At 59.0% G+C, this 16,804-nt stretch carries 14 protein-coding genes; 11 read left to right on the top strand and 3 right to left on the bottom strand.

The features are described from left to right. The first annotated feature begins 185 nt into the window (after positions 1 to 185). From rpsU to M8N44_RS12670, 3 genes are all read left to right on the top strand, one after another. The gene (gene rpsU / locus M8N44_RS12680) at positions 186 to 437 is read left to right on the top strand and encodes a 30S ribosomal protein S21 (RefSeq protein ID WP_022396531.1); all 252 of its coding nucleotides are present in this window, start codon (positions 186 to 188) and stop codon (positions 435 to 437) included. Positions 438 to 519: 82 nt separating this feature from the next. Continuing rightward, the gene (gene hemL, locus M8N44_RS12675) at positions 520 to 1,800 is read left to right on the top strand and encodes a glutamate-1-semialdehyde 2,1-aminomutase (protein WP_102728448.1); all 1,281 of its coding nucleotides are present in this window, start codon (positions 520 to 522) and stop codon (positions 1,798 to 1,800) included. A gap of 50 nt (positions 1,801 to 1,850) precedes the next feature. Next, positions 1,851 to 2,912: an ankyrin repeat domain-containing protein gene (locus M8N44_RS12670; RefSeq protein ID WP_022396529.1), complete on the top strand. Its 1,062-nt coding sequence runs from the start codon at positions 1,851 to 1,853 to the stop codon at positions 2,910 to 2,912. Positions 2,913 to 3,229: 317 nt separating this feature from the next. Here the strand turns inward: M8N44_RS12670 and M8N44_RS12665 are convergent, their stop codons facing one another. The 3 genes from M8N44_RS12665 to M8N44_RS12655 all read right to left on the bottom strand — a co-directional run bounded on the left by M8N44_RS12665 (position 3,230) and on the right by M8N44_RS12655 (position 7,059). Beyond that, positions 3,230 to 5,191: an MFS transporter gene (locus M8N44_RS12665; protein WP_022396528.1), complete on the bottom strand. Its 1,962-nt coding sequence runs from the start codon at positions 5,189 to 5,191 to the stop codon at positions 3,230 to 3,232. Between the two features lie 80 nt (positions 5,192 to 5,271). Further along, complete coding sequence (locus M8N44_RS12660; RefSeq protein WP_146021128.1) at positions 5,272 to 5,496, bottom strand: hypothetical protein; 225 nt, start codon at positions 5,494 to 5,496, stop codon at positions 5,272 to 5,274. Between the two features lie 39 nt (positions 5,497 to 5,535). Further along, positions 5,536 to 7,059 carry a HEAT repeat domain-containing protein gene (locus M8N44_RS12655; RefSeq protein ID WP_102728446.1) on the bottom strand — a complete coding sequence of 508 codons (1,524 nt, stop codon included), beginning with the start codon at positions 7,057 to 7,059 and terminating at the stop codon, positions 5,536 to 5,538. A 523-nt stretch (positions 7,060 to 7,582) separates the two neighbouring features. Here M8N44_RS12655 and M8N44_RS12650 point away from each other — a divergent pair. The 8 genes from M8N44_RS12650 (at position 7,583) to M8N44_RS12615 (ending at position 16,662) form a co-directional block, all read left to right on the top strand. Then, a complete protein-coding gene (locus tag M8N44_RS12650; protein WP_102728445.1) occupies positions 7,583 to 9,262 on the top strand; it encodes a glutamine--tRNA ligase/YqeY domain fusion protein in 1,680 nt (559 codons plus the stop codon). 23 nt (positions 9,263 to 9,285) lie between these two features. Further along, positions 9,286 to 10,488 carry a bifunctional 3,4-dihydroxy-2-butanone-4-phosphate synthase/GTP cyclohydrolase II gene (locus M8N44_RS12645; RefSeq protein WP_022396525.1) on the top strand — a complete coding sequence of 401 codons (1,203 nt, stop codon included), beginning with the start codon at positions 9,286 to 9,288 and terminating at the stop codon, positions 10,486 to 10,488. A 24-nt stretch (positions 10,489 to 10,512) separates the two neighbouring features. Continuing rightward, the gene (gene ribH, locus M8N44_RS12640; protein WP_102728444.1) at positions 10,513 to 11,001 is read left to right on the top strand and encodes a 6,7-dimethyl-8-ribityllumazine synthase; all 489 of its coding nucleotides are present in this window, start codon (positions 10,513 to 10,515) and stop codon (positions 10,999 to 11,001) included. Between the two features lie 31 nt (positions 11,002 to 11,032). After that, positions 11,033 to 11,926, top strand: coding sequence for a transcription antitermination factor NusB (nusB, locus tag M8N44_RS12635; protein WP_102728443.1), 894 nt, complete (start codon positions 11,033 to 11,035; stop codon positions 11,924 to 11,926). Positions 11,927 to 11,941: 15 nt separating this feature from the next. Beyond that, positions 11,942 to 12,790, top strand: a complete 849-nt coding sequence (ftsY, locus tag M8N44_RS12630; protein ID WP_022396522.1) for a signal recognition particle-docking protein FtsY — start codon at positions 11,942 to 11,944, stop codon at positions 12,788 to 12,790. Positions 12,791 to 12,807: 17 nt separating this feature from the next. Then, the gene (gene rlmN / locus M8N44_RS12625; protein WP_102728442.1) at positions 12,808 to 13,887 is read left to right on the top strand and encodes a dual-specificity RNA methyltransferase RlmN; all 1,080 of its coding nucleotides are present in this window, start codon (positions 12,808 to 12,810) and stop codon (positions 13,885 to 13,887) included. A 101-nt stretch (positions 13,888 to 13,988) separates the two neighbouring features. After that, complete coding sequence (gene dnaB, locus M8N44_RS12620) at positions 13,989 to 15,443, top strand: replicative DNA helicase (protein ID WP_022396520.1); 1,455 nt, start codon at positions 13,989 to 13,991, stop codon at positions 15,441 to 15,443. Positions 15,444 to 15,834: 391 nt separating this feature from the next. Beyond that, complete coding sequence (locus tag M8N44_RS12615; RefSeq protein WP_102749484.1) at positions 15,835 to 16,662, top strand: PEP-CTERM sorting domain-containing protein; 828 nt, start codon at positions 15,835 to 15,837, stop codon at positions 16,660 to 16,662. Positions 16,663 to 16,804: the final 142 nt, after the last annotated feature.

Raw genomic sequence — 16,804 nt, 5'->3', positions numbered from 1 at the left:
CAGTTGAAGCCCGTTCCGGAGCCGGAAAACGGCGCAAGACAGGCTGTCCCCTCCGCCCCGGGCACCGGAACCCTTCTTTCAGAGGCAAAAAATGGGTCAGCCATGATAAAAATCTTGACCTGTAAGCAGGAAAGCACTACGTATTGTCTCCCGTTCCCGGACGAATAGAAAAAGGAAAACAAATCATGCGTGAAGTTACCGTAAGAAAAGGTGAACCTATCGACCGCGCTCTTAAGCGCCTCAAAACAAAACTGGATGTTGAAGGCATTCTGGATGAAATGCGCCGCCGCCGCGCCTTTGAAACCCCGATGGACGAACGCCGCCGCAAGGCCCGTTCCGCCAGCAAGCGCAACAAGGTAAAATGGCGTTACAGCAACAAGAGCGAAGAAGCCGCTCCCGAAACCGCTGAAGCTCCCGCTTCCGCTCCTGAAGCTTAAATCAGTATTGGTTCGGGAATAGAACCCATTTCAATGAGGGCAACCCTTTCTCAAGGTTTGCCCTTTTTGCTTCCCTCAGCACATGAATCAATCCGCCCAGCTCTTCTCCCGCGCGCGCGCCGTCATCCCCGGCGGCGTCAACTCCCCCGTCAGAGCCTTCCGCAACGTGGACGGCGACCCTTTCTTTGTCCAATCCGCCAAGGGAGCCTACATCACTGACGCGGACGGACGCCAGCTCATTGACTACATCGGCACCTGGGGCCCGGCCATTCTGGGCCACGCTCCGCAGACCGTTCTGAACGCCGTCCATGCCGCCGTGGACAGGGGGCTGGGCTACGGCATCCCCGCGCCGGCGGAGGTGGACATGGCGGAAATGATTACGGGCATGGTGCCCTCCGTGGAAAAAGTGCGCATGGTCAACTCCGGAACGGAAGCGACCATGTCCGCCATCAGGCTGGCGCGCGGCTACACCGGACGCCGCAAAATCATCAAATTCATCGGCTGCTACCACGGCCATGTGGACTCCCTGCTGGTGGCGGCGGGCTCCGGGGCGCTCACCTTCGGAGAACCGGACAGCGCAGGCGTACCCAGGGAAATGACCCAGCTCACCATTACGGTGCCCTACAACGACCGGGAAGCGGTGAAAAAAGCCTTTGAACTCCATGGGAGCGACATCGCCGCCGTCATCCTGGAGCCCTTCCCGGCCAACGCAGGGCTTTACTTCCCGCAGAACGATTTTCTCCATTTTCTGCGGGAAATCACGCTCCGGCACGATTCCCTGCTCATCTTTGACGAAGTCATGACGGGCTTCCGCGTCGCGCCCGGCGGCGTGCAGCAGCTTCACGGCATCACTCCGGACCTCACCTGCATGGGAAAGGTCATCGGCGGCGGCCTCCCCGTGGGGGCCTTTGGAGGCCGTGCGGAAATCATGGACTGCCTCTCCCCGATCGGCCCCGTGTACCAGGCGGGCACCCTCTCCGGCAACCCCGTCGCCATGGCGGCGGGCCTTGCCCAGCTCCGGGAGCTCCTGGACGGAAACGCCTACGACCGCCTGGAACAGCTCGGCGCGCGTCTGGAAGAAGGCATCCGCGAGGCCATCCGGAAGCACGGCAGGAACTACACCTTCCACCGCGCAGGCTCCATGTTCTGCCTCTTCTTCACGGAGCAGGAAGTCTATGACCTGGACTCCGCGCAAAAAGCCTCCAAGGAACTCTTCAAACCCTTCTTCTGGAACATGCTGGAACAGGGCGTCTACTTTGCCCCCTCCCCGTATGAAACGGGCTTCATCTCTACGGCCCATACGGAAGAAGACATTGACCGTACGGTGGAAGCAGTCCATGTCAGCCTCTCCAAACTGGGATAATGCCCCTTATTTGAAGTGACAGGCCACTTTCCTTCCCCTATAAGGATGCCATGAGACAAATGACAGGGTCCATGCTGCTTCTGTCCGCAGCAGCCGTCGCAGCCGCCCCCCTGGCGGATGCGGAGGAAAGGACGATCCAGCTCACGGAAGCGGAAAAACAGGAAATCCAAGCGGCAAATGAAAAGCTGCTGGGACTTACCCTCCGCTTCCTGCACGACTCCTGGCCCCTGGAAATCATGTTCGCCGGAGAGGCTCAACAGGAATTCCACTCCATCCTCCAGTGCTACCGGATGCTGGAGCAATTCCGGGAGACTGGCAACCTCATGCTTCAGGCTCCGGACCGCAACACGCCCCTGCACCTCTGCATTGCCCTGGGATTGAATCAACTGGCCATCCGGATGATAGAAGCGGGCGCTCCCGTCAACGCCCAATCCATCTTCATGCATGACGGCACTAAGGAACCGGGAGACACCCCCCTCACCTGGGCCTGCCTCTCGGGCCTTTACATGAACTCCACGGCGGAAGACAGGCTGCCGCTGGTGCAGTCCCTGCTCAAGCACGGGGCCGACCCGGACCAGCCGGGACCGTGGGGCGTCACCCCGTTCATGTACTCCGCCGCCCTCAATGACTCTGATCCGGGACAGGAAAAAATAGCCCTGGCCCTGCTGGACGCCGGTTCTCCGGACCTCAAGCGCAGGTTAAACGCCCAGGCGCGCGGAGTCGGCTTCCTCAGCCTTTCCCCTGCCATTTACGAACGGCTCATCAAGGCAGGCTGCGACGTCAACGAACGCTTCTTTGAAAGCAAGCAGTCCCCCCTGCATCTGGTCTGCACCAAGGAAAAACCGGCGGAACGCCTCATCCCCCTCATTGAACTTCTCATCAAGGCGGGAGCGGACCCCAACCAGCCGGACGTGGACGGCCTGACGCCGCTGATGGCCTGCAACTCTCCGGAGATAGCCGTTTGCCTCATGGACAACGGCGCCAATCCCGCCCTTCGCAACGATGACGGCCAGACCGCCTATGACTTCCACATAAAAAACGGGTATCCCCCCATTGCGGAAGCCATTAAAGACTGGCAGGCCAAACAGAAAAAAGCACCGCGTACCGAGTAGCGCCATCTTCCTTTCCAGTGAAAGCGGAAAAAGGGGTCTGGCCGTTCCCGTCCGCCATGGGTCTTTCAAGCGAGCCGCAGCAGAGCCTTGGCCTGCTCGTTCCTGGATTCATCCCCGGACCTCTCCGGTACAAAAGAGACCTTACGCAAGCCGCCTCTTCCGGTCTTTAAACACGCCCGGCATGCTCCTTCCGGAAATGCCGGAAGCCCGGAACAGCCAGGTTTCCGGAGCCATGGAGCAAACATTTTCCTCTGGCGGAACATGAAAAAGCCGCCCCCCGGACGGGGAGGCGGCTTTGAAAACCACAGGAGGGAAGATTATTCTTCCGCTTCAATGCCTTCACCGATCATCTTGAGATCTTCCGGCATCTTGCCTGTTGTGAAGTAGCCTTCGATTTCCTCCAGGGAACGGCCCTTGGTTTCAGGCAGGAAGAAGGTCACCGTAATGAAGTACAGCACCGTAATGCCGCCCAGCGTAAAGAACACGCCGGAATAGCCGCAGCTTCCCACCCACGGAAGGAAGGAACCGGCAATGATCGTGGAAACAAGCTGGTTGATCAGCAGCGCAATCGCCATGCCGTTGGAACGGATGCGGGCGGGCATCAGTTCGGACAGGGCCAGCCAGACGCACACGCCGGGGCCAGTGGCATAAAACGCGATGAAGATGATGAAGAAGGCGGTCACGCCCCAGCCCATGGAGGTATCCGGCTTCTCGCCCAGTTCCGCCTTCAGGATGGAAACGGGCTTCATGGCATAGCCGTCCTTGCCGTTCACCACCATCTTGTTGGTGGAATCCGGAACGGCCTTGATCACGGCCAGGGAAGCCTTGTCCTCTTCCTTCTTGATATCCTTGGCATCCTTGGTCAGCTCGGAAAATTCCACCACGGAAAGCTGGGTGGAAGAACCCATCAGGAACTGGTACCAGGCGGGATTGGCTTCCGGCTGGTCATAGGTGATGATGAGCTGCATCCTGTTGATGTCCTTGTCGCCCATGCCGTTCTTGGCAAGCAGGTTCTTGACGAAGGGGGAATCGGGCGTGCGTTCCAGCTGCAGCGTGCGGATGGAGCCTACGTCCTTGCCCTGGTCAAACTCCTTCTGGACGGAAGGGCTCTGGGCGGCCAGCAGGGCGGCCACGTCCGTGGTCACGTCCTTGCGGGCTTTTTCCACATTATTGAACAGGAACCCGGTGCCGAGCAGACCCACCACAATGCCGGCAGTGCCGATCTTGAGCAGGAACTTGCGGCCCTTGCGGTCCACCAGGATCATGGCGACGATGGTCATCAAGCAGTTCACCACCTTGATGGTGAAGTCCGCCCAGTTGGCGGTGGTGCCTTCCAGGCCGGCCTGCTGGAACACCTTCACGGAGTAATTCAGCACGGAGTTGATACCCGTGGCCTGCGTAAACGCCAGGACGAGGACCGCCAGAACAAAGGGATACACATACTTGCGCTGAAGAAGGGATTCACCGGAAGAACTCTGCTTCTTGAGCTCTTCAGCCTTCTGCTTCTCTTCCTCTTCAATGTGGACCATTTCATCAAACACCTCCTTGGCGCGCACATCTCCATAACTGCGCACCAGCACGGCCATGGCTTCATCCTTGCGGCCGCGGCGGAACAGGTAGCGGGGGGATTCACTCAAACGGAAGGAACCGAAAAACAGGAAAAGGCCGGGAACGGCGCAAACCCAGAAAATGGCCTGCCACGCAAAAATCTTGGCGGAAGTCAGCGTTTCCTCGCTCGCGCCGGAATTTTCCACGCCGCCCACATAACTGGCGGCAAGCAGACCGACTACGGCGGCGAACACCAGGCCCACCGTCAGCAGGAACTGGAACATCCCCGTCCCTTTGCCACGGGATTCCGCGCTCAAACACTCAGCCAGGTACAGGGGAACCACCACGCCTACAATACCAGCGCTGGCGCCCTGGAGAATACGGCCCAGCAGCATGATGCCGAACACTTCCTGGGACAGGCAGATCACGGGAATACTCACCGTGAACAGGGCGGCGGCTACGGTAATCAGCGCCTTGCGTCCCAACTTGTCCGCCAGATACCCGGCAAACAGGGAAGAAAGCACGCTGCCGAACAGCACGGCCGCCACCACCTGGGAAAGCTGGGAGGGATTGAAACCAGCCGTCTGCTCAATGTAGGGGAGCGCCGCAGCAATCACGCCGACGTCCACACCGTAGAGCAGGCCGCCCAAACCGGCCATGATGAGGAGGTAGCGCATGTATCGCCTGGCCGCATCCGGAACGGCGGCCTTCATGTTTTCTTGGTCTGTCATGGTCGTTGCATTCTAGTAAATTGGCTTTTCTCCGCAACCAAAAAAGAGACGCTTCCGGGACAAAAACAACTTTCCTCCCCTCAAATGCGCCCAAATGGTAAAAATATCACAAAAGAAACAACTAGGAAGCCGTACAGGAAAGGAAGATCGTTTAAAATGACTCCAAAAACACCTCTTGCCATTTTCCCCGCATCTTCATGAAAAAACAGCCGCAAAAGAAAAAAACGCGGCCGCCTTCCCTCCGGCCCCGTGAACCATTCAGCTGAAAAAAGAGCGGTGCGACGCGTCCCAATCAGACCGGGCATAAAAAACCTCCCGCCCTCTTCCGGAAACGGATGCCGTCCCTACTGGGGGTTCTTCGCGGAAGAATCTATCCCCAGCCGCTTTTCAATCAGGTTTACGGACAGCTCCGCGCACAGGCGCAATTCGTTGTCGGCGTCATGGGTGAAAGCCTTTAGCGCGGACAGGGAAGCCTCCGAACCGATTTCCCCAAGAATACGGGCGGCGGAACGTTTCAGCACAAAATCGTCCGACTCGTTCATCAGCCGGATAATGTCGGCTTCCCCGGTGGGACCGACGGCCTTGCACTCGTCCTCCCACTTCTGGGGATCCTTTTTCCATTCATCCAGAAGCAGCGCAAAGCTCTTCTTCTCCGGACCGTGCAGCAAAAACCTGACCAGAGAGGCAGGAATCTCGCAGTCCGCCTTCTTCAACTCCGTAGCCACATAGTAAACCACGCGCTGCGCCTCCGTGTTATCCGGCTCCGCCCACACGACGAGGGCGGAAGCCAAAGCGGTCACATACTCCGCATCACGCCCCCACGGCTCCCGGAGAAGCTCCACCAGCTTGGCGGAAACTTCATGGCGCATCTTGTCCGGCTTCACGGAAGCCAGACGCTTTGCCGCGGCAATCACGCGCCGGATGTCCAGACAGGACAATTCCTTCAAATTGGCCAGTACGAAATACTGGTGGCGTTCATCCTGCAACGCGGCGGAAGCCGGGCGCGCTTCAAACTTGTCCCGGTTCAGAACCACTTCCACAAAGAAATGCTCCTTGTCCTGCAAAGTCACGTTCCCCATCTTGGCTACCACGTCCACAAACTCCTTAAACGTGATGGGAGTAGGAGTAATAACGAACAAGCCGCCGCCCGTGCCTTTGCGGTCATAAAAAATCGGCTCGTCTTCAGACTGGGCCATCCTCTTCAAATACGCCTTCACCATGTCCCGGTTGGCCGCATTCACCCCGACCACCCACACGCCCAGAACACCCTGGGCCTCTTTCCGGTCAATGGCGGCAAACAGGGGCTTCAAATCCCCTTCCCCGTAATTCTGAACGGAAGCGTTCTGTTCGGCCAGTTGTTCCAGGCTCATGCTGGTAAAGCCGGAGACGCCTTCCTCCTCCTCAGCCTGGGCGACCGCTTCCTTCCCGCCGAGCAGGGAGGGATTCATTTTGACCGGATACACGAAAGGCAGGGAGGCAATGCCCCCCGCCACCAGAAAGCCCAGCAAAATGAAAACAATCTTGTGCCTGCGTCCGGCGCAGGCCATCAAGCCCCCCGCAAGACAGGCGAAAAACAGGGCGAACGCCTTTTGCTGAGGCTGCTGCAGCATGGAAAGGAAAAAGGTCCCGTCCATCTCGGAAGAGGCATTGTAAAAAAGCCAGACGCAGCCGGCGGCGATGACCAGGGAGGCGCAAAGGCACATCAGTTGAATCAGCCCCGTTTCCATCAAGGCGCTCTGAATGGCCTCCCGGCGGTCTTTGGGGGTATGCACGGTAACGGCCTTCTTCGCCCTGGCAAAAGGCTTCTTGGGGATCAGCTTTTCCCTGTCGCAAAGAAACTCATGGCCGCATTTGCTGCAATTCACCATGGAACCCTCCGCAGCGGAAGGAACATTGATATGTCGTTTGCACTGTGGACAATTCAGATTCACCGGAGTTCAATATGCACGTTTTTGATTCTTTTGCAATACCTGTCTTTCAAACTTTCCTTTTGCCGGTTATTCTGCATAAATTTTCAAGGATGTCCCATTGAACTCCAGCTCAGCCGCTTTCCCGAACCATCCTGTTCCACCTCTTTTTTCCTGAACTTTAAATTTAACCTAGGTATCTTACATTTAAAATATTCTATAACTGACAACCATTCCTCAGAACCTTGAACACAAGGCGAAGCGGCCGACAACATTTTTTCCTAGTAAAAGACTGGGGATTTTTTAGCCAACCTTCATCAGAAATCCACATTCCCAAACATTCCTATATATAAATTATTTAAATTTTATAACCGGTGCCTTCCGGGAAAAGATAAAAAACTCTCTTTATCCGCCGTATTCCTCCCCATGTCATTCCGAGTGAACACGCTTGCAGAGAAGGAAATTTGGTAGTAGAATTTTCGCCATGTCATTGCAGCCTGCCGAACGCCGAGATTTCATCCGCGATATGATTTCTGATGACCTTGCCTCCGGCAAGCATCAGGCACCGGTAACCCGCTTTCCTCCGGAACCCAATGGTTACCTCCATATCGGACATGCCAAATCCATCTGCCTCAATTTCGGTATCGCCCAGGAATTTCCGGGCGCGCGCTGCCACCTGCGCTTTGACGACACCAACCCCAGCAAGGAAGACCAGGAATATGTGGACAGCATCCAGGAAGACATCCGCTGGCTGGGCTTCGACTGGGGGGACAATCTCTTTTTTGCCAGCAACATGTTCGATTTCTTTTACGAATGCGCCGTCGCCCTCATCAACAAGGGACTGGCCTACGTGGACGAACAGACGGTGGAGGAAATACGCGCCCAGCGCGGCAACGTGAACGTGCCCGGCCAGGAATCCCCCTACCGGAACCGTTCCGTGGAAGAAAACCTGGCACGCTTTCAGGCCATGAAAAACGGGGAAATCCCGGAAGGAAAAGCCATTCTGCGCGCCAAAATAGACATGGCCTCCAGCAACATGAACATGCGGGACCCCGTGCTGTACCGCATCATGTTCGCGGAACACCACAACACGGGCGGCACATGGTGCATCTATCCCATGTACGACTTCGCCCACCCGCTGGAGGATGCCTACGAGCACATCACCCACTCCCTCTGCACGCTGGAATTTGAAAACCACCGTCCCCTGTACGACTGGGTGATTGAAAACTGCCCCGTGCCGGCACGCCCGCGCCAGACGGAATTCGCCCGCCTCAACCTCACCTACACCGTCATGAGCAAGCGCAAGCTGCTCCAGCTGGTGCAGGAAGGGCACGTCAGCGGCTGGGACGATCCCCGGATGCCCACCGTCTCCGGCATGCGCCGCCGCGGCTACACGCCCGCCGCCATCCGCAACTTCTGCCAGACCATAGGCATCACCAAATTCAACGGCTTCACGGACGTGGCCCTGCTGGAATACAGCGTAAGGGAAGACCTGAACGCCAACGCTCCGCGCCGCATGGCCGTGCTCAATCCCCTCAAGGTAACCATCACTACTCTGCCGGAAGGCTCGGAGGAAATGGCGGAAGTGCTGAACAATCCGGAAAAACCGGAGGAAGGAACCCGCCGTCTTCCCATCACCCGGGAAGTCTGGATTGAACGGGACGACTTCATGCTGGACCCGCCCAAGAAATACTTCCGACTGGCTCCCGGCCGCACAGTGCGCCTCCGCGGCGGCTACTGCATCACCTGTACGGACTACCGGCAGGATGCGGACGGAAACATCACGGAAATCTTCTGCGAGCATATCCCCGGCACCATCGGCTCCAACCCTCCGGAAGGAATCCAGTGCCGGGCGGCCATCCACTGGGTAAGCACCAGGGACGCCGTGGACGGTGAAATCCGCATCTACGACCGCCTCTTCACGGAAGAAAACCCGGATGCCGCGGAAGAAGGTTTCCTCTCCGTCATGAATCCCAGCTCCCTGACCGTCATCACGAACGCCAAGCTGGAACCATCCCTGGCTGAAGCGGAACCTGAATTCCGCTGCCAGTTTGAACGCCTCGGCTACTTTGTGGCGGACCGCAGGGACCATGTACCGGGCAAACGCGCCGTCTTCAACCGCACCGTGGCCCTTAAGGACTCCTGGGCCAAAAAGCAAAAATAACCTCCTCTCCTTTCACCCCCTTTATGGACAACCAACTTCAATTCTGCACCGTTGACGAAGCCGTGGAAGAAATACGGCAGGGACGGATGATCATCGTTACGGACGACCCCGGTCGTGAAAACGAGGCTGACCTCATCATTGCCGCCGAATTCGCTACGACGGAAGCCATCAACTTCATGGTCACCCACGCCAGGGGCCTCGTCTGCGCCCCGCTTTCCCCGGAACGGGCGGACGCCCTCCAGCTCCCGCTCATGACCTCCGTCAACCGGGAAAACATGTCCACCGCCTTCACCGTCTCTGTGGATGCGGCCCATGACATCACCACGGGCATCAGCGCCGCGGAACGCGCCCTGACCATCCGCACGCTGGCGGACCCCAAGGCCACCGTCAATGACTTTGTGCAGCCAGGCCATACCTTCCCTCTCCGAGCCGTTCCCGGCGGGGTGCTGCGCCGCGCCGGCCATACGGAAGCCACCATCGACCTCGTGCGCATGGCGGCCCTCCAGCCTGCCGGCGTCTGCTGTGAAATCATGAAGGAAGACGGCACCATGGCCCGCACCGGCGACCTGGGCGGCTTCCAGAAAAAACATGGCCTGAAAGCCTGCACCGTGGCCCAGCTTATCGAATACCGCCGGGCCAAGGAAAAGCAGATACGCCTGGTGGAAACCGTCAAGATGCCCACGGACTACGGCGACTTCATTTGCCACCTCTATGAATCCCATCTGGACGGAGCCCTTCACCTGGCCCTGGTGCACGGGGAAATCTCCCCGGACAAGCCCACGCTGGTGCGCGTGCACAGCGAATGCCTTACGGGGGACGTCTTCGGCTCCCGCCGGTGCGACTGCGGCAGCCAGCTCCACACCGCCATGCGCCGCATTGCGCAGGAAGGCGGCGTGCTCCTCTACCTGCGCCAGGAAGGCCGCGGCATCGGCCTGGCGGCAAAACTCAAGGCCTACAAGCTCCAGGAACAGGGGCTGGACACTGTGGAAGCCAACCTCAAGCTCGGCTACCCGGACGACCTTCGCGACTACGGCATCGGCGCCCAGATTCTGCATGACCTGGGAGCGGACCAATTGCGCCTGCTCACCAACAACCCCCGGAAAATCGTGGGGCTGGAAGGCTTCGGCATTAAAATCACGGAACAGGTTCCCCTCGTCATCCCCCCCAACGAACAAAACAGCAAATACCTGGCTACCAAAAAATGCAAGCTGGGCCACATCCTGTAAACTCCCACTCCATCCCATCCCTCCATGTCCACGGAACTTCCACGCCGCCAGCGCGCCACGGGCACGCGCGCCAAAATCAGCATCGTCGCCTCGGAATACAATGAGCAATACACCCAGGCCCTGGTAGACAACTGCTCGGAAGAACTGGAAGCCGTGCTCCCCGCAGTCCGGCTGGAAATCATCCGCGTACCGGGAGCCTTTGAAATCCCGGTCACCATCAAATCCGTTCTCTCCCGCTCTCCGGAAAAACGCCCGGACGCCGTGGTGGCCCTGGGAGTCATCCTGCGCGGCAGCACGGACCACGCGGACCTCATCGGGTCCACCATCACGCAGGCCCTGATGCGGCTCGCGCTGGAATTCACCACGCCCGTCATTCATGAAGTCCTTCTCCTGAACGATGAAAAGCAGGCCTTTGCCCGCTGCATCGCCTCCCAGCTCAACCGCGGCCGGGAAGCGGCCCGCACCGCAGCCCGCATGGCGGAACTCTTCCTCAACTCCCTCTCCCGGCAATAAGGCACATCCTCCCTCTCTCTTCTCTACCGCCATGCTCTCACGCAACCAAATCAGACAAGCAGCCCTCCAATACCTCTACGCCACCTCCCAGACTCCGGAAGAGGAGCAGGAACAGGACGAAGGCATCTGGGACATCCTGATGGAACCCTTCCGCGGGGACTACTGCAAGCTCAGGGCCAAGGCCGTCTCCGGCCACCTGACCCGGGACTATCCGGACAAGCTGCGCCTCTTCGTCACCCGTGCGCGGGAAACGGCGGACAAGCTTCAGCACGACCCCCTCACCCTGCCCGTCCGCGACCTGCTCCAGGACCTGCTGGTCAAGGAAGGGGAATTCAACGCCTCCCTGCTCCAACTGAAAAAAAACCTGTACGAAGACCCCTCCAATGACAAAGGCGCGCTTTCCGCCGCCTGTGACGCCGCGCAGGAACTCAACACCACCCTGATGCAGATGCGCCGCCGCCTGCTGGATGCCCTCAAGGACTTCCCTGCCTACAACGGCATCTGGGCTCCCCTTGTTTCCTCCTGCAACAAGCTCCAGGAAATCAACGACCGCATCAACTGCCTCATCCACCCGGACGGCCGCCCCTCCCTGGCGGAAATGAAAAAAGTGGTGGAAGCCGGAAAGGATGCGGATGAACTCTACCGTGAAGCCAAAGCCCTGGGAGAAGACATTCTGCGCCGCCGGGACGAACTGGACGCCGCCATCAACGGCACCCTGGAAAACTACTCTCCGGAACGCGTCAGCGCCATTGACCGCGCCATCCTGCGCCTGGGCGCCTACGAACTCCTTCACCGCAAAGACCTGGCCGCCCCCATCGTCATCTCGGAAGCCATCCGCCTGGCGGAACGCTTCTCCTCCGCGGAATCCCCCCGCTTCGTCAACGGCGTGCTGGCCGGCATCTCAAAAACGGAACGCCCGGCGTAACCACTACCCTGTACCATGGCTGGATTCTTTAAAAAACTCTTCACCAAATTCTCCCGCGGTTCCCGGATAGACTGGGATGAACTGGAAGCGGACCTGGTTACTGCGGACATCGGCATCCGGCGCGCCATGAACATTGCGGACCAACTGAGGGAAAGCAAGGGACTGGATGCGGAAAACCTGGTGGAAGCCACCCGTGAAGTCCTCCGCCAGGCCTTTCCTGCTACCGCTCCGTCCCTGCCCGCTCCTCCGGAGGGAAAGCCGCTGGTCATTCTGGTCGTAGGCGTCAACGGCACGGGAAAAACCACCTCCGCCGCCAAACTGGGCCACCTGCTGCAAAAACAGGGCTCCCGCGTTCTCCTGGCCGCGGCGGACACCTTCCGTGCCGCCGCCGTGGAACAGCTCCAGAGCTGGGCGGACAAGCTGGGAATTCCCATCTACAAGGGAGCGCCCAACCAGGACCCGGCCTCCGTTTGCTATGAGGCTCACACTCAGGCCATCCGGGAAGGCTTCCAATACCTTATCTGCGATACCGCGGGGCGCCTGCACACGCGCCACAACCTTATGGAGGAACTCTCCAAAATCCGCCGCACCCTCGCCAAGCAAGATGCAGCGGCCCCCCACCGCACCCTGCTGGTGGTGGACGCCACCACGGGCGCGAACGCCCTGGCCCAGGCCAGGGAATTCCACAAGGCCACTCCCCTGGACTCCGTCATTATCACCAAGATGGATGGCTCCGGAAAAGGCGGCGTGGCCGTAGCCATCATGGATGAAATGCACATCTCCCCTGCCTTTCTGGGAACCGGGGAAGGAGCTGAAGACTTTGAACCCTTCAACCGGGACCGCTACGTGGATTCCCTGCTGTAACGGGTCCGTTCAACCCCATGCCCTCTCTTCCCCTCATTACTGCCCAGACGGAGGAAAAGCTGCTCGCCTTCCTGACGGAACGCGGCCACACCAAATTCCGTGCCCAGCAGGTCCTGGACTGGGTATGGCGCAAACGCGTCACCTCCTTTGACGCGATGACCAACCTTCCCCCGGCGCTCAGAAACCTGCTGTCGGAAAACTTCCGTTTCCACACACCGGAAATCGTGGAAGTCCACGGCTCTGCGGACACCACACGGAAATTCCTGACCAGAATGGAAGACGGCAGTCTGGTGGAATCCGTCATCATTCCCGCCGCCGCTGCGGAAAACGGGGAACAGGCGGACCGCATCACCCTCTGCGTTTCCTCCCAGGTGGGCTGCGCCTTCGGCTGCAAATTCTGCGCCTCCGGCCTGCTGGGCCTCAAACGCAACCTCACGACCGGGGAAATCATCGGGCAAATCCTCTCTGCGGAAACCATCGCCGGAAAACGGGTCAACAACCTCGTCTTCATGGGCATGGGGGAACCGCTCTCCAACTTCGACAACCTGGAGGACGCCCTGGAAATCATCACCTCCCACCGCGGGCTGGAAATAGGCGCGCGCCACATCACCATCTCCACGTCAGGCTTTGTTCCCGGCCTGAAAAAACTGGCCGCCTATCCCAGGCAAATCCGTCTGGCCGTCTCCCTGCACGGAGCCACGGACGAGGTGCGCGACCAGATCATGCCAGTCAACAAAAAATGGCCCCTCTCCCAGCTCATTCCCGCGTTGGAGGAATGGGGGAAGGACAGGAACCAGATGCCCACGCTGGAATACATCCTCATCCGGGACGTGAACGACTCCCTGAACGACGCATCCCATCTCGTCCGGATCGCCAAGCGCCTGCATGCCAAGGTCAACCTCATTCCATACAACACTGTGGAGGGGCTCCCATGGGAACGCCCTGCGGAGAGCCGCTGCCGCGCCTTCCGGGACGCCGTCCACAAGGCGCGCATCCCCGTTACCATGCGGTATGAAAAAGGCCATGACATCAACGCCGCCTGCGGCCAGTTGAGACTGAGGAAGGAACGGGAAAACAACGGTGGAACGTCCCTCTGACGGAACGAGGCTTTTCTGAATTTACGACGTTGCCTATTGCCCGCCGCCCTTCGTTGTGCTATTCCTTTCCAGCCGGATGCCACCCATCCCGCCGCCGCATCATGGAAACTACGGAAACCATCACCGCCGCCTCCCCGCTGGAACTGACCAAGGCCCCCCGCAAAGCCCCGGCCCTGGACCTCAGGGACATTCCGCAGGCTCCTGGCCCGGAAAAAGGCGTGCTGGCCCTCATGGCCATGGACCCCGCCACCTACGTGGGCCAGTGCGTGACCATCGGCATGACGGAGGACTACTTCTACCTGCCCGCGCATAAACTGCTCTGGCGCCTCTTCCAGACCCGTTACAATAAAAACGAGCCCATCGACATCGTTTCCATCACCCAGGCCCTGGAAGACATGCACCAATTGGAAGCGGTGGGCGGAAGCGCGGGCCTGGCAGAAATCTACACCTTCACCACCACCGGAGCCTACTTTGAGCACTACCTCAACGTCCTGAAGGACAAATTCATTCTCCGCTCCATCATTGACATCGCCACCCGGTCCACCACCCAGGCCTTTGACAATCCGGACGACGTGGCGGAACTGCTGGACTCCGTGGAAACCCACATCTTCCAGATACGGGAACGCTACAACAGCGCCAAGGACGAACAAAGCCTGGCAAGCATCCTCAAGCAGGCTGTCACCAACTTTGAAAAATTCATTGCCAGCAAGGGACAGATCCAGGGGCTGACCACGGGTTTTGAAGAACTGGACAAAAAAAGCAACGGCCTCAAGCCTGGGGACATGTTCATCATCGCCGCCCGTCCCTCCATGGGTAAAACCTCCTTCCTGCTCAACATCGTCGAGCACATTGCGCTGAATGAAAAAAAGCCCACTCTGCTCTTCTCCTGTGAAATGCCCGCGGTCCAGATCGTGGAACGCCTTCTCTTCGCCCGCTCCGGGGTCCGCAGCCGGGAAATCATCAAGAGGGGCAACCTCACCCAGCTTGAAATGAAGCACTTCAAGCAGGCGGTCAAGGAAGTGGGGGCCTCCCAGCTTGTCATTGACGACACGGCTGCCATCTCCATCAACGAACTCCGGGCCAAGGCGCGCCGCGTCATGCGGGACCAGGGCGGCCTGGCCGCCATCGGCGTGGACTACCTCCAGCTCATGCGCTCCCACTCCAAGCAGGCCGCCAACAGCCGCGAACGAGAAGTGGCGGAAATCTCCGCCGGCCTCAAGGCCCTGGCGAAGGAACTCAAAGTGCCCGTCATCGTCCTGGCCCAGCTCAACCGCGGACCGGAAAGCCGTACGGGCGCCAGCCTGGGCGTGCCCCGCATCTCCGACCTGCGTGAATCCGGCTCCATCGAACAGGATGCCGACATGATCGGGCTACTCTACCGCTCCGCCTACTATGCGGAAGATGAGGAAAAACGCCAGCAGATGGCCGGACGGGCCAACCTGCACCTGGCTAAAAACCGCAACGGCCCCACCGGGGACGTGCCGCTCCACTTTGAAGCGGAACTCATGCGCTTCTCCACCCGTGAAGCGGATGAACACGACCAGGAAAACGAATAAAATCCCTTCCGAGCTTCAAATTTCTGCGGATTTACAATCCGGAGTCAAGCTGTGATTCTAAGGGAAAAGAACTTGCGATGACGCCCCTCCGCCTATGAGGAGCTGTTTATAAGAGATGGGGACCCGTCGGGAGCTGTCGGACTGGGGCGAGGAATGCCGCAGGCTTCTGCGGCATTTGAATTTGAAAGGGAGCGTTAGCGAACTCTCTTTCCTGGAAGCCGGTACGTCCTGACGGGCACACGTATTTCAATTGCCGCAAGGTATGCGGTACTCCCTGTAAGGAGATGGACATTTCTCCGGTTTCAGACCGTGACGGATTGTAAATCCGGTAGCCTCATTGCAGCGCCAGCGTCTCTTCTGGGCTTACTTATCAAGTCATTTCTGTTTTAATATGAAAAAAACCTTATCTATCGCCGCCCTGCTCTGCGGATTGTGCGTTTGCGCCAATGCCGCCAGCATGGTCACGGAATGGACCGGTGGGGCCGGCCCTACGGAAGGCAACACCTATGAACTGGGCAACGCGGGCAACTGGAGCAACGGCATTCCCAGCCGCGGCAACGGCCAGGGCCCGGATGTCATCTTCAACAATGCCGGAACCGTCAACGTCAACGGCGCCATGGTGGACACCTCCGACGGCGGCGGCATCACCGTTACGGGCAACAGCAACGTTACCGTCGGCGGCACCCGCTATACGGGGAATGTAACGGTCGGCTCCGGTTCCACCCTGAACCTCGGGCAAGTGGACTTCAAAAGCAGTGACATCACCCTTGACGGAACCCTCAACCTCACCGTCTGCGGCATTGATCCCGGCGGCAATGGCGCACGGCTTGTCTTCGGTATTGGAGGCATCATGAACGTCAACCAGAAAATCTGGGGCGCGTCCAGCTTCTCCGTCTCCGGACTGCTGGCCACCACATCCACGGACCTGACTGTGGGAGAATTCCAGTTCGTTACCCGCACGCTGGTCACCTCCGCCGGTTTTGACGGCGGGTCCATCTCCCTGGGGGACTTTACCGCTGAAGACGGCAGCGCGCTGACCAAGGCCTCCGGCCTCATGGAAGGAAATGCAGCGGACTATCAGGGCCAATACTACCTCTACACGGAAAACGGAGACGTCAAGGTGCAATACGTAGTAGCGGGCGTCGTGCCGGAACCCGCCACGGCTACCCTCAGCCTGCTGGGGCTGGCAGCTCTGATGCTGCGCCGCAGGCGCGCCTGATTTCCGGAATCCCATTTTTTCTTCAAGAGGCTGTACGCTAATGCGTACAGCCTCTTTTGCATTCGCCGGGCGGGTGACGGAAACGTCACGGAAAATATCTTCACGCCATTGCCGGAGGCCGTAACATCTTTCCATTACCCTT

Source organism: Akkermansia massiliensis (assembly GCF_023516715.1).
Taxonomy (GTDB): domain Bacteria; phylum Verrucomicrobiota; class Verrucomicrobiia; order Verrucomicrobiales; family Akkermansiaceae; genus Akkermansia; species Akkermansia massiliensis.
Note: the sequence above shows the minus strand (reverse complement) of the source record. Positions and strands in the feature narration are given on the sequence as shown.

Excerpts from the sequence above, each read along its gene's own strand:
- rpsU (WP_022396531.1), top strand. The coding sequence starts at position 186 with ATGCGTGAAGTTACCGTAAGAAAAGGTGAACCTATCGACCGCGCTCTT.
- hemL (WP_102728448.1), top strand. The coding sequence starts at position 520 with ATGAATCAATCCGCCCAGCTCTTCTCCCGCGCGCGCGCCGTCATCCCC.
- M8N44_RS12670 (WP_022396529.1), top strand. The coding sequence starts at position 1,851 with ATGAGACAAATGACAGGGTCCATGCTGCTTCTGTCCGCAGCAGCCGTC.
- M8N44_RS12665 (WP_022396528.1), bottom strand. The coding sequence starts at position 5,191 with ATGACAGACCAAGAAAACATGAAGGCCGCCGTTCCGGATGCGGCCAGG.
- M8N44_RS12660 (WP_146021128.1), bottom strand. The coding sequence starts at position 5,496 with ATGCCCGGTCTGATTGGGACGCGTCGCACCGCTCTTTTTTCAGCTGAA.
- M8N44_RS12655 (WP_102728446.1), bottom strand. The coding sequence starts at position 7,059 with ATGGTGAATTGCAGCAAATGCGGCCATGAGTTTCTTTGCGACAGGGAA.
- M8N44_RS12650 (WP_102728445.1), top strand. The coding sequence starts at position 7,583 with ATGTCATTGCAGCCTGCCGAACGCCGAGATTTCATCCGCGATATGATT.
- M8N44_RS12645 (WP_022396525.1), top strand. The coding sequence starts at position 9,286 with ATGGACAACCAACTTCAATTCTGCACCGTTGACGAAGCCGTGGAAGAA.
- ribH (WP_102728444.1), top strand. The coding sequence starts at position 10,513 with ATGTCCACGGAACTTCCACGCCGCCAGCGCGCCACGGGCACGCGCGCC.
- nusB (WP_102728443.1), top strand. The coding sequence starts at position 11,033 with ATGCTCTCACGCAACCAAATCAGACAAGCAGCCCTCCAATACCTCTAC.
- ftsY (WP_022396522.1), top strand. The coding sequence starts at position 11,942 with ATGGCTGGATTCTTTAAAAAACTCTTCACCAAATTCTCCCGCGGTTCC.
- rlmN (WP_102728442.1), top strand. The coding sequence starts at position 12,808 with ATGCCCTCTCTTCCCCTCATTACTGCCCAGACGGAGGAAAAGCTGCTC.
- dnaB (WP_022396520.1), top strand. The coding sequence starts at position 13,989 with ATGGAAACTACGGAAACCATCACCGCCGCCTCCCCGCTGGAACTGACC.
- M8N44_RS12615 (WP_102749484.1), top strand. The coding sequence starts at position 15,835 with ATGAAAAAAACCTTATCTATCGCCGCCCTGCTCTGCGGATTGTGCGTT.